The sequence below is a fragment of the uncultured Croceicoccus sp. genome (assembly GCF_947496385.1).
Lineage (GTDB): Bacteria > Pseudomonadota > Alphaproteobacteria > Sphingomonadales > Sphingomonadaceae > Croceicoccus.
Genome location: NZ_CANMCP010000001.1, coordinates 318,946 through 331,828, shown reverse-complemented (window position 1 = coordinate 331,828; position 12,883 = coordinate 318,946). Strand labels below are relative to the sequence as shown.

At 63.1% G+C, this 12,883-nt stretch carries 11 protein-coding genes; all 11 read right to left on the bottom strand.

Annotated features, from left to right (window positions below):
• Genes Q0897_RS01660 through nuoG form a run of 11 tightly spaced genes read right to left on the bottom strand, consistent with a single transcriptional unit; the run spans position 1 to position 12,847 of the window.
• On the bottom strand, positions 1 to 1,641 hold the full coding sequence (locus Q0897_RS01660; RefSeq protein ID WP_299307172.1) for a ribonuclease J: 1,641 nt from the start codon (positions 1,639 to 1,641) through the stop codon (positions 1 to 3).
• Positions 1,638 to 2,423, bottom strand: coding sequence for a type III pantothenate kinase (locus tag Q0897_RS01655; protein WP_299307563.1), 786 nt, complete (start codon positions 2,421 to 2,423; stop codon positions 1,638 to 1,640). Before Q0897_RS01655 ends, Q0897_RS01660 begins: the two co-directional genes overlap by 4 nt.
• 4 nt (positions 2,424 to 2,427) lie before the next feature.
• On the bottom strand, positions 2,428 to 3,180 hold the full coding sequence (locus Q0897_RS01650) for a biotin--[acetyl-CoA-carboxylase] ligase (RefSeq protein ID WP_299307171.1): 753 nt from the start codon (positions 3,178 to 3,180) through the stop codon (positions 2,428 to 2,430).
• Positions 3,173 to 4,639, bottom strand: coding sequence for an NADH-quinone oxidoreductase subunit NuoN (nuoN, locus tag Q0897_RS01645; protein WP_299307170.1), 1,467 nt, complete (start codon positions 4,637 to 4,639; stop codon positions 3,173 to 3,175). Before nuoN ends, Q0897_RS01650 begins: the two co-directional genes overlap by 8 nt.
• Complete coding sequence (locus tag Q0897_RS01640; protein ID WP_299307169.1) at positions 4,639 to 6,180, bottom strand: NADH-quinone oxidoreductase subunit M; 1,542 nt, start codon at positions 6,178 to 6,180, stop codon at positions 4,639 to 4,641. Before Q0897_RS01640 ends, nuoN begins: the two co-directional genes overlap by 1 nt.
• A 21-nt stretch (positions 6,181 to 6,201) precedes the next feature.
• The gene (nuoL, locus tag Q0897_RS01635) at positions 6,202 to 8,268 is read right to left on the bottom strand and encodes an NADH-quinone oxidoreductase subunit L (RefSeq protein ID WP_299307168.1); all 2,067 of its coding nucleotides are present in this window, start codon (positions 8,266 to 8,268) and stop codon (positions 6,202 to 6,204) included.
• A 7-nt stretch (positions 8,269 to 8,275) separates the two neighbouring features.
• Complete coding sequence (gene nuoK, locus Q0897_RS01630) at positions 8,276 to 8,581, bottom strand: NADH-quinone oxidoreductase subunit NuoK (protein WP_202083826.1); 306 nt, start codon at positions 8,579 to 8,581, stop codon at positions 8,276 to 8,278.
• Positions 8,578 to 9,195 (bottom strand): NADH-quinone oxidoreductase subunit J, encoded by a 618-nt coding sequence (locus Q0897_RS01625; RefSeq protein WP_299307167.1) that lies wholly within the window; start codon positions 9,193 to 9,195, stop codon positions 8,578 to 8,580. The genes nuoK and Q0897_RS01625 overlap by 4 nt, the downstream gene beginning before the upstream one ends.
• 27 nt (positions 9,196 to 9,222) lie before the next feature.
• Positions 9,223 to 9,708 carry an NADH-quinone oxidoreductase subunit NuoI gene (gene nuoI / locus Q0897_RS01620; protein ID WP_299307166.1) on the bottom strand — a complete coding sequence of 162 codons (486 nt, stop codon included), beginning with the start codon at positions 9,706 to 9,708 and terminating at the stop codon, positions 9,223 to 9,225.
• Positions 9,705 to 10,844: an NADH-quinone oxidoreductase subunit NuoH gene (nuoH, locus tag Q0897_RS01615; RefSeq protein WP_299307165.1), complete on the bottom strand. Its 1,140-nt coding sequence runs from the start codon at positions 10,842 to 10,844 to the stop codon at positions 9,705 to 9,707. The genes nuoI and nuoH overlap by 4 nt, the downstream gene beginning before the upstream one ends.
• Complete coding sequence (gene nuoG, locus Q0897_RS01610; protein WP_299307164.1) at positions 10,841 to 12,847, bottom strand: NADH-quinone oxidoreductase subunit NuoG; 2,007 nt, start codon at positions 12,845 to 12,847, stop codon at positions 10,841 to 10,843. Before nuoG ends, nuoH begins: the two co-directional genes overlap by 4 nt.
• Positions 12,848 to 12,883: the final 36 nt, after the last annotated feature.

Below are 12,883 nucleotides of genomic sequence, written 5' to 3'. Positions count from 1 at the left end.
TCACCCCATGGTCAGCACGACGACCTGCGGGTTCTTGCCCGACCACCGGCGTGCGGCGCGGCGGGCGGCAAGGCGCGCGGCCTCGTGAACGGCGGAGCGATCCTTGGCGCGACCACCCTTCAACCGGCCAAGCGCCTTGCCGATGTCGGCCTGCGCCTCGGCGACGAAATCGTCCATGTCCTCGTCGAGCGGGAGGCCCACCGCGCTGATCGCGGGGGCGGTCTTTGCGCCCTTGCCCGGCAATACCACGGTCACCAGCCCATTGGCCGCGAGCCTGCGCCGCGCGGCTATGGATTCGCCATCCGCCGGCACGATGATGTCCCCGTCGAGCAGCAGGCGCCCGGCCTGCGTTTCGCCGATCTTGTGCGGCTTTCCGGGCGCGAGGCGGACGATGTCGCCGTTGCGCTGATCGATGGCGTGGGGGATCCCCTGCTCCAGCCCGAGCCGCGCCTGCTCCATCATGTGGCGCGTTTCGCCGTGCACGGGAACGAGGATTTCCGGTTTGAGCCAGCCATACAGCTCGATCAGTTCGGGACGGCCGGGATGACCCGACACGTGGATGAGCTCCTGCCGGTCGGTGACCATCTCGATCCCGCGCCGGGCGAGCTGATTCATGATATAGCCGATGGCCAGTTCGTTGCCGGGGATCTGCCGGCTGGAGAACAGCACGACGTCGCCCTTGCTCAGTTCGAGCGGGTGATTTTCCGCCGCGATCCGCCCGAGAGCGGCGCGCGGTTCGCCCTGACCACCGGTGGCCACGATGAGCAGCTCGCCGCGCGGAATGTCCATCGCCTCGTCGAAACTGACCGTGTCGGGGAAATCGAGCAGGTAACCGCTTTTCTGCGCCGCGCCGATGATACGGTCGAGCGAACGACCCGCCACGCATAGCGTCCGCCCGCTTTCCTTCGCCACCCGGCCCAAGGTCTGGAGCCGCGCGACATTGGATGCAAACGTCGTCACCAGGATGCGCTTACCCGCATGGCGCGCGATCTCCGCCTCGAGCGCCTTGCGCACCTCGCCCTCGGACCCGGAGGCCGACGGGTTGAACACATTGGTGGAATCGCACACGAGCGCGAGCACGCCATCGTCCCCGATTTCGCGCAGCTCCTCCGCCGTGGCCGGTTCGCCGACCTGCGGATCGCTGTCGAGCTTCCAGTCGCCGGTATGGAACACGCGGCCATAAGGCGTGTCGATCAGCAGGGCGTTGCCCTCCGCAATCGAATGGGCGAGCGGGACGTAACGGATCCCGAACGGCCCGACCTGAAATTCGTCGAGATGGTCGATGATGCGCAGTTCGACCTCGTCCTGAATGCCCGCTTCCTCCAGCTTCAGCCGGACAAGTTCGGCCGTGAACGGGGTCGCGTAGATCGGCACGCCGAGATCGGCCGCGAAATAGGGCACCGCCCCGATGTGATCCTCGTGGGCATGGGTGACGACGATCGCCTCGAGATCGTCGAGGCGTTCCTCGATAAAATCGAGATCGGCAAAGACGAGGTCGACGCCGGGATAGCCCGGATCGGAAAAGGTCATTCCCAGATCGACCATCAGCCATTTGCCGTCGCAGCCGTAGAGATTGACGTTCATGCCGATCTCCCCCGATCCGCCAAGCGCGAGGAAGAGAAGTTCGTTTTTCGGTTTCATAAGTTCTTTCCGGCCCGTTCTGCCAGTATGGCAAGGCCTGTGAGCGTAAGGTCGACGTCGACGACGTCGAAAATATCGGTGTGCGTATCGAAGAGCAGGGCAAGACCGCCGGTGGCGACCACCTTGACCGGGCGGCCGATTTCCGACCTAAGCCGGGCAACCAGCCCTTCCATCATGGCGACATAGCCCCAGAAAACGCCGATGTGCATTTGCGTTTCGGTATTGCGGCCGATGACGGACGTGCTCTGGCTCGGTCCCTCTATCGCGATGCGCGGGAGTTTTGCCGCCGCATTGACGAGCGCATCGAGCGACAGGTTGATCCCCGGCGCGATGATGCCCCCTTTGTAGGCGCCATTGAAATCGACGACATCAAATGTGGTGGCCGTGCCGAAATCGATCACGATCAGGTCGCCGGGAATGGCATCGTGCGCGGCAATGGCATTGACCGCCCTGTCCGCGCCGAGCGAGCGCGGCTCCTCCACATCGATTTCGATGCCCCAGCCATCCGCGCTTTCCCCGGCGAAGATCGGTACGGTGCCGAAATATTTTTCGCCCAGCACGGTCATGTTATGCCGTGAGCGCGGAACCACCGACGATACGATGATCCGGTCGATATCCGCAAAGCTCAGCCCGCCGATGGCGAACAGTTGCATCAGCCATACCGCATATTCATCCGCCGTGCGCCGCGCATCGGTCGCGATCCGCCAGCGGGCGCGCACGTCGCGCCCCGCGATCACGGCAAAGACAATATTGGTGTTTCCGACATCGACGGCCAGCAACATGGCTTCAGTCATCTCCTTCGCCGGCGATCATCGCCACCTCTCCCGCATAGATGGCGCGTTCCCGCCCATCCGCAAGGCTTAGCCGCAGCGATCCGTCCGGCCCGAGCCCTGCATAACGCCCGGTCACCGCCCCTTCTCCGGGAACGGAGGCGGACAGAAGCGTGCCGCGCGCCGGGCCGCGCGCGATCCAGCGCGACACGATCTCGACCAGCCCGGACCCACGCCAGAGCGCGAGACATACCGCGAACTGGTGCGCAAGCTCCTGTGCGAGCGCGTCGCGTGCGACATGCACGCCCATATCGGCAAGCGATGCCGTTGCCATTCCGTCAATCTGCGGCGCGCGAGCGAGATTGACCCCGATGCCCGCCACGACCGTGTCGCCCTGTCTCTCCAGCAGGATGCCGGCGATTTTCGCCCCCTCCCACAGTACGTCATTCGGCCATTTCAACATCAGCCGCCTTGTATCGGCAAGCGCCGCGGCGATCGTTTCATACACGGCCAGCGCCGCCACGAGCGCCAGCGTATGGGCCGCCGGATCCCCGCCGTTCAAAGCGACAACGGTCGACCCCATGAAATTGCCGGCGCCATCGTACCATTCGCGCCCAAGCCGGCCGCGGCCCGCGGTTTGCCGGTCCGCGACGAGCCAGGAACCCTCGCGAACCGCCTCCCCGCGCCCGCACCGGGCCAGCAATTCGGTATTCGTCGACCCGATCGAGGATACCACCTCGATCGGTGAACGCACGACCCGATCAGACAATCAGGAACAGCGCGAGCGCCGCCTTGTCGGCAAGCGAGCCCAGCCACGGCGTGAGCAGATAACCCAGCGGCGAGATGACGATGCATGCCACGGCAAGGATGACCTTGTGCGATGTTTGCGTTACGGGCGCGACCCGGTCCACCGGCTCGTCGAAAAACGCGATCTTCACGATCTTGATATAATAGAACGCGCCGATGACGCTCGCCGCGATGCCGATCGCGGCCAGCATGATGAGATCGGCACTCACCGCCGCCTGAAACACGACGAACTTGCCCCAGAAACCGAACAGCGGCGGAATGCCCGCAAGGCTGAACATCACGGCGAGCAACGCCCACGCAAGCCCAGGACGCGTCCGCGACAACCCGGCAAAATCCTCGATGGACTCGATCGCCTGTCCATCCGCGTCGCGCATCATCAGCACGATGACGAAACCCGCGACCGACATGAAGACATAGATGAAGAGATAGACGAGCATCGCCGATGCGCCCTGCGGCGTCGCGGCGGCAAGACCGATGAGCAGGAACCCGATATTGTTGATCGACGAATAGGCCAGCAGACGCTTGATATTGGCCTGCCCGATGGCACCCAGCGCGCCGACCACGATCGATGCGAGCGCGACGAAGATCACGATCTGCTGCCAGGCGTCGACCTGCGCGCCGAACGGCCCGAACGCCACCCGCATGGTCAGCGCCAATGCGGCGACCTTGGGCGCGGTGGCGAAGAACGTCGTCACCGGCGTCGGCGCACCTTCGTAAACGTCGGGCGTCCACATGTGGAACGGCACGGCGCTGATCTTGAAGGCGAGGCCTGCGAGCACGAAAATCAGCCCGAACAGTGCACCTGTCGACAACGGCCCGCTCAGCACAAAGCGCACGGCGGCGAAATCGGTGCTGCCGGCAAAGCCATAGACGAGGCTCATCCCGAACAGGATGATCCCGCTCGCCAGCGCGCCGAGGATGAAATATTTCAGGCCCGCCTCGGCCGAACGCTCATCGGTGCGCAGGAACGCCGCCAGCACATAGGCTGCGAGGCTGTTGAGTTCGAGCCCGATATACAGCGTCAGGAAATCGGTCGCCGCCACCATCATGTTCATGCCGAGCACGGCGAACAGGATCAGCACGGGATATTCCGCACGCATCGCCCCATGGCGATCGAAGAACCCCGGCGCCACCATGAGCGCAACCGCCGCCGACAGATAGATGAGCAGCTTCGCGAAGGCAGCAAAGGCATCGGCCGTGTACTGCCCGCCAAACGCGACGGTTTCCGGCCCCATCAGCCCTTCGCCCAACGTCGGCGCGGCGATGAAGGCACAGATCGCGAGCACGGCCACCGCGGCGATCGAAATCGCCTTCGATGACCGGTCGCCGAGCCATGCGGCGGCGAGCAACAGGATGAGCCCGCCAACCGTGAGGACTTCCTCGGCGGCGATCAGTTGCAGGGATTGGGAGAAATCGTTCATCAGTGCGCTCCCCCCTCATGCGCGGCTTCGATGGCGGCGGCACGCGCCTCCGCGCTCGGCAACGCGAGATGCGCGTCCCCTGCGGGCGCAGAAGCGCCAATGCGCTGATCCAGCCATTCGATATCGGCGCGCATCGGGGCCAGAAAACTTTCGGGATAGATGCCCATCCACATGGTCGCGGCGGCCAGCGGAATCAGCATGGCCCATTCGCGCTTGTCGAGGTCGGGCATGGCGGCGGCATCGGCATTGACCTGTTCGCCAAACGCCACGCGGCGGTAGAGATACAGCATGTAGCCGGCGCCGAGGATAATGCCCGTCGTGCACACTAGCGCCAGCCAGCTCGAAATCTCGTACATGCCGGCAAGGCTCAGGAATTCGCCGACGAAACCGCTCGTCCCCGGAAGGCCGATGCTCGCCATGGTGAAAAGCAGGAAGAACAGTGCATAGCGCGGCATGTTGATCGCCAGCCCGCCATAACGCGAGATTTCCCGCGTATGCAGCCGGTCGTAGATGATGCCGACGCACAGGAACAGCGCGCCCGACACGAGCCCGTGGCTCAGCATCAGGATCATCGCCCCCTCGAGCCCCTGCACATTGAAGGCAAACAGCGCGCCGGTCACGATCGCCATATGCGCGACCGAGGAATAGGCGATGAGCTTCTTCATGTCCTGCTGCACCAGCGCAACAAGGCTGGTGTAGACCACCGCCACCATCGAGAGGCCGAAGATCAGCCACGCGAATTGTGCCGAAGCATCGGGGAACATCGGCAGCGAAAACCGGATGAAGCCATAGCCGCCCATCTTGAGCAGCACGCCGGCGAGGATGATGGACCCCGCCGTCGGCGCCTGAACGTGGGCGTCGGGAAGCCAGGTGTGCACCGGCCACATCGGCATCTTCACCGCAAAGCTCGCAAAGAACGCGAGCCAGAGCCACGTCTGCGCACCGGCCGGGAAATCATAGGACATCAGCGTCGGAATATCGGTCGTACCCGCCGCATTCGCCATCCAGAACATCGCAATCAGCATGAGAACGGAGCCGAGCAGCGTGTAGAGGAAGAATTTGTACGACGCATAGATACGGTTGTCGCCGCCCCACACCCCGATGATGAGGTACATCGGGATCAGACCGGCCTCGAAGAAGATGTAGAACAGGAAGAGATCCTGCGCCGCGAAAACGCCGATCATCAGCATTTCCATCAACAGGAACGCCGCCATGTATTCGCCAACGCGGGCTTTCACCGACAGCCAGCTTGCCGCGATGCAGATCGGCATCAGGAACACCGACAACACGATGAGCATCAGCGCGATGCCATCAATGCCGAGCGCATAGCCGAACCCTGCGAAAAGCTCGGCCCGCTCCACGAACTGCCACTGCGCCCCGCCAATGTCGAAGCTCGCCCATAGCGCGATGCCGAGCAGCAGATCGGCCAGCGTCGCGGCGAGCGCAATGGCGCGCGCCGTCCCCGCATTGACGAAGAAACAGGCGATGGCCCCGGCAAGCGGAACCAGAAGCATGAGGGAAAGGATGGGAAAACCGTCCATTATTCGTGTCGCGCCCCGTCCTTAGCGTGCAATGGCCCAGCTGATCGCGGCGACCAGCCCAAGCAACATGATCAGCGCATAGCTGTAGAGATAACCAGACTGCACCTTGGCGGCGAGCCGGGACCCGCCGGCCACGACGCGCGCGGCGCCATTAGGTCCGAACCGGTCGATGAAGCCGACATCGCCCCATTTCCAGAACTTGCGACCAAGCCAGAACGCCGGGCGCACGAACAGGAAATTATAGAGCTCGTCGAAATACCACTTGTTCTTGAGGAAGGTATACACACCCCCGAACTTCTCGACGAAACCGGCAGGCGCCGCCGGATTGCGGATGTAATTGTTCCACGCGATGGCAAGCCCGATCAGCATCACGACGAAAGGTGCGTATTTCACCCACATCGGCGTTTCATGCAGCGCATGGATCAGCCCTTCATTATAGAAGATGCTGCCGTTCCAGAACGCTTCGCTGTCGATGAAGGCGTGATTGAACACGCCCCCCGCGAACACCGCACCAAGCGACAGCACGATCAGCGGGATCAGCATCACGATCGGGCTTTCATGCGGATGATAGCCCGCCGTCCCGTCGGCCGCCGCGTCGTCGGCGACAACCAGAGCGTGCGGATCGTGCCCGGCATCCTCCTGACGCGCGGGATTGTGATCGTCGGGATCATGCTCGCCATGGTGCACGGCATGCTGAATATGCTCCGACTGCGACCAGCGCGGCTTGCCCCAGAACGTCAGGAACATCAGGCGCCAGCTATAGAAGCTCGTCAGCAGAGCCGCGAAGATACCGAGCGCAAAGGCCAGGTAAGACGCCTCGGTGCCACGGGCAAAAGCCGCTTCGAGAATGGCATCCTTGGAATAGAAGCCTGCAAAACCGAGGTGCAGCGCGTAGAGACCGACGCCCGTGATCGCCAGCGTGCCCGCCATCATGGCCCAGAACGTCACCGGGATGCGTTTGCGCAGCGCGCCGTAATACCGCATGTCCTGCTCATGATGCATTGCGTGGATGACCGAACCCGCGCCGAGGAACAGCAGCGCCTTGAAGAAGGCATGGGTGAACAGGTGGAACATCGCCGCACCATAGGCGCCGACGCCCGCGGCAAAGAACATGTAGCCAAGCTGCGAACAGGTCGAATAGGCGATGACGCGCTTGATATCGGTCTGCGTCGTGCCGACCGTCGCGGCAAAGATGCAGGTCAGCGCACCCACCACGGTCACGACGGCGAGCGCGATCGGCGCGGCCTCGAACATCGGCGACAGGCGGCACACCATGAACACGCCCGCGGTGACCATCGTCGCCGCGTGGATGAGCGCGGAGACGGGCGTCGGCCCTTCCATCGCATCAGGCAGCCAGGTGTGCAGGCCGAGCTGCGCCGACTTGCCCATCGCGCCGATGAACAGCAGCAGGCACAGGATCGTCATCGTGTCGAGCCGCATGCCGAGGAACGTGATGCTGGACCCGGCCATGCCCGGCGCGGCCGCGAGAATCTCCGGAATCGAAACCGTGCCGAAGACCAGGAACGTCCCGAAAATCCCGAGCATGAAGCCGAGATCGCCCACGCGGTTGACGACGAACGCCTTGATGGCGGCGGCACTCGCCGACGGTTTGCGGAACCAGAACCCGATCAGGAGGTAGGACGCCAGCCCAACCCCTTCCCAGCCGAAGAACATCTGCACCAGATTGTTCGCCGTCACCAGCATCAGCATGGCAAACGTGAAAAGCGACAGATAGGCGAAGAAGCGCGGCTGATCCGGATCCTCGTCCATGTAGCCCCAGCTGTAGAGGTGCACGAGTGCCGACACGGTCGTGATCACGACCAGCATCACCGCAGTCAGCGTGTCGACGCGCAGCGCCCAGTCGAACACCATGCCGCCGGACCGGACCCAGTTCAGCACCGGTACGACCGTTCCGTCGACGTCACCGCCAAGATAGGTCAGGAGAATCGGCCAGGACAGCGCGCACGACACGAACAACGCGCCGGTCGTCACGATCTTTGCCGCGAAACTGCCGATGGCGCGATTGCCCAGCCCCGCGACGATCGCGGCCAGCAAGGGCAGGAAAACGATGATCGAAATCGACGACACGACCGGCTTACCCCTTCATCCGATTGACGTCGTCCACCGCAATGGTGCCACGGCTGCGGAAATAGATGACCAGAATGGCGAGCCCGATGGCCGCCTCGCCCGCCGCGACGGTCAGCACGAACATCGCGAAGACCTGCCCGACCATGTCGTTGAGGAACACGCTGAACGCGACGAGATTGATGTTCACGGCGAGCAGGATGAGCTCGATCGACATGAGGATGACGATGATGTTCTTCCGGTTGAGGAAGATGCCGAGCACGCCCAGCACGAACAGGATCGAGCTGATCACGATATAATGTTCGATCCCGATCACAGCCGCACTCCCTTCCCCGTTTCCGGGCTCGCGTTGTAAGTCGCATCCTCGGGCCGGCGCGCGATCTGATGCGCGATGTTCTGCCCGCGCACCTCGCTGCGCTGACGCAGGGTCAGCACGATCGCACCGACCATCGCCACGAGCAGAACGACGCCCGCTGCCTCGAACAGGAAGAGGTAACGACCGTAAAGCAGCGCACCCAGCGATTCGATGTTCGATTCGCCGATGATGGGCGCCGCGGTTCCGTCCGCCATGCCGATATCCAGCCCGCCGGCGCGATAGGCACCGAAGCCCAGCACGAGTTCGGCCAGCAGCACGATGGCGAGAATGATGCCGAACGGAAAGTTCTTTACGAAACCGGCCCGCAATTCGGCGAAATCGATGTCGAGCATCATCACCACGAACAGGAACAATACCGCGACCGCCCCGACATAGACGATGACGAGCAGCATCGCGATGAATTCCGCCCCGATGAGGATCATGAGCGCCGCCGCGTTGAAGAAGCAGACGATCAGCCAGAGCACCGAATGCACCGGGTTGCGCGCCATGATGACGAACACCGCCGACAGGATCAGCAGCGCCGCGAACAGGTAGAAGGTTATGGTCTGAATCATGGTTTCATCATGTCCCGCGCCGCGCCCCTAGCGGTAGGGGGCGTCCGCTTCAAGGTTCGCGGCGATGGCGCGTTCCCACTTGTCCCCGTTTGCGAGCAGCTTGGCCTTGTCATAGAGCAGTTCCTCGCGCGTTTCGGTCGAATATTCGAAATTCGGCCCCTCGACCACGGCATCCACCGGACAGGCTTCCTGGCAGAAGCCGCAATAGATGCACTTCGTCATGTCGATGTCGTAGCGCGTCGTGCGGCGGCTGCCGTCCTTGCGCGGTTCCGATTCGATCGTGATCGCCTGTGCCGGGCACACCGCCTCGCACAGCTTGCACGCGATGCAGCGTTCCTCGCCATTGGGGTAGCGGCGCAGCGCGTGTTCGCCGCGGAAACGGGGCGACAGCGGGTTCTTCTCGAAGGGGTAGTTGATCGTCGCTTTCGGCTTGAAGAAATACTTCAGCGTCAGCGCATGCGCCTTCACGAATTCCCAGAGGGTGAAGCTCTTGACGAGCTGTGCGACACTCATTGAACGTCCTCGATCCTGCAAAGCGGGGAAACGGGCGCGCCATCGATGGCGCCGCGCGCAACCATGCAATTCGATTGATAGGCATTGCCGTCATAGCGCGTCAGCATGAGCCAGCCCGAAACCAAAACCACGAACACCAGGCTCAACGGCAGGAACACCTTCCAGCCAAGCCGCATCAGCTGATCGTAGCGGAAACGCGGCACGGTCGCCTTCACCCAGCTGAAGATGAAGAAGAAGAACAGGATCTTCAAAAGCAGCCAGATGATGCCCGGAATGTCGAACCACGGGATGAGATCGATATTGAGCGGCGGCAACCACCCGCCAAAGAACAGGATGGCATTCAACGCACACATCAGCAGCACGTTGGCATATTCGCCGAGCCAGAACAGCGCGAAGCTCATCGACGAATATTCGGTCTGATACCCCGCGACGAGTTCTGATTCCGCCTCGGTCAGGTCGAACGGCGCACGTGCGGTTTCCGCCAGCGAGGAAATCAGGAACATCACCCACATCGGGAACAGCAGAATGTTGAAGACGAACCCGTTCACAAGCCCGAACCCGTGCCCGACCTGCGCCAGGATGATGCCGTTCAGATTGCTCGTGCCGGCATAGAGGATGACGCAGATCAGGATGAACCCGATCGACACCTCATACGAAATCATCTGAGCCGCGGCGCGCATCGCACTGAAAAACGGGTATTTCGAGTTCGACGCCCAGCCCGAAATCACGACCCCGTACACGCCCAGCGAACTGATCGCCAGGACATAGAGCAGGCCGACATTGATATTGGCGAGCACCATTCCCGGCCCGAACGGAATGACCGCCCATGCGAGCAGTGCCACGGTAAAGGTGATGATCGGCGCGATCAGGAACAGGCCCTTGTTCGCCGCCGACGGAATGATCGTTTCCTGAAGAAACACTTTCAACCCGTCGGCAAAGCTTTGCAGCAGGCCGAACGGGCCGACCACGTTGGGCCCGCGCCGCAACGCAATCGCCGCCCAGATTTTCCGGTCGGCGTAGATGATCATCGCCACACCAAGCATCAACGGCAACGCGATCAGCATTACGCCGATAACCGTCGCCAGAAACCACGCCCAGCCATAGGCCATGCCCAGATCTACGAAGAAAGCAGTCATTCCGCGGCCTCCGCCACTTCTTCCCCGTGGAGCAATTCGGCCGAGCAGCGCTGCATCGTCGGGCTGGCGCGGCAGATCGCGTTGCTGAGGTAGTAATCCTTCACCGGGTAGGCGTCGATGACGCCCGAAGCCTCGCCGCCACCTGCGGGCAATGTCGTGCCGAATTCTGCCAGCCCGTCAATCGCGAGCGAGGGCACTTCCCGGTGCATCGCGCTGCGCAATTCGTCGAAGCTGTCGAAGCCGACGCTCACGCCCAGCGCATCGGCGAGCGCGCGTAGAATGGTCCAGTCCTCCCGCGCGTCGCCGGGCGCGAAGACCGATTTTTCCGAACGCTGCACGCGCCCTTCGATATTGACATAGGTGCCGTGCTTTTCGGTGTAGGCCGCGGCCGGCAGAATAATATCCGCCGCATGCGCGCCCTTGTCGCCATGATGGCCGATATAGACCTTCAGGCTCTTCTCGAACGGCGCATAGTCCATCTCGTCGGCCCCCAGCGACAGCAGCACCTTGGGCGCTGCATCCGCGATGGCCTTCATCCCGCCAGCCTGCGCATAGCCGAGCATCAGCCCGCCCATCCGCGCCGCAGGGGCGTGGAGCGCGTTGAACCCGTTCCAGCCATCACGGAGCAGCTTCCACTCGCCCGCCAGCGCCAGCAAGCGGCCCAGCGCGCCGCGCGCCAATGCCGCACCGCCGGCGATGATCGCGGGGCGTTCCGCCGCCGCCATCGCCTCGGCCAGATCGCCGGACAGATCGTTCAGCCCGCCAAGATCATTGCCGAGGAACGTCACAGGGTACGTCGTTTCCCATTCGGGGCCCATGATGAACACCTTCGCCCCGCGCTTCACCGCCTTGCGGATGCGCGTGTTGACGAGCGGTGCCTCGTACCGGATCTGGCTCCCGACGATGAGGATGCAATCGGCCTCCTCGATGCCCGAAAGCCCGGAATTGAAATTGAGCGCCGCCATGCTGGAGGTGTCGTAGACCATGCCGTTCTGGCGCCCCTCGATCAGTGAGGAGCCCATGGCCTTGAGCAAGGCTTTCGCCGCGAACAATGTCTCGCAATCGACGAGATCGCCGTGCACCGCGGCGATGCTGTCGCCCGGTGCGGCATCGCGGATCATGCCGAACGCCTCGTTCCAGTCGGCCGGTTGCAGCTTTCCGTCGCGGCGGATCCACACCCGGTCGAGCCGGCGGCGGGTCAGCCCGTCGAGCGCGTGGCGCCCCTTGTCCGTCAGCCATTCCTCGTTCACGTCGTCGTTGACGCGCGGCAGGATGCGCAACACTTCGCGCCCGCGGCTGTCGATGCGGATATTGCTGCCGACGCCGTCCATCACGTCGATGCCCGGCACCTTCTTCAATTCCCAGGGCCGCGCTTCATAGGCATAGGGCCGGCTGGTCAGCGCGCCGACCGGGCACAGATCGACGACATTCGCCGACAATTCATGCTTCGCCGCATGCTCCAGATAGGTCGTGATCTGCATGTTCTCGCCGCGATAGAGCGCGCCGATCTCGTCCACGCCGGCGATCTCCTCGCTGAACCGGACACAGCGCGTGCAATGGATGCAGCGGGTCATGATCGTCTTGATCAACGGGCCCATGTATTTCTCGGTCACGGCGCGCTTGTTCTCGTGATAGCGCGTCGCACCGCGGCCATAGGCCATCGACTGGTCCTGAAGGTCGCACTCGCCGCCCTGATCGCAGATCGGGCAATCGAGCGGGTGATTGATGAGCAGGAACTCCATCACCCCTTCCCGCGCCTTCTTCACCATTTCGGTATCGGTGCGGATTTCCTGCCCCTCGGTCGCGGGAAGCGCACAGCTCGCCTGCGGCTTGGGCGGCCCGGGCTTCACCTCGACCAGGCACATGCGGCAATTGCCCGCGATGGACAGCCGTTCATGATAGCAGAAACGCGGGATTTCCTTGCCGGCAAGCTCGCATGCCTGCAGCACGGTGGCCCCTGCGGGCACCTCGAGTTCCTGTCCGTCGACGGTAACCTTAGGCATAGTGGGAATACTTCTCTGCTTGGGTCGGCGCCATCG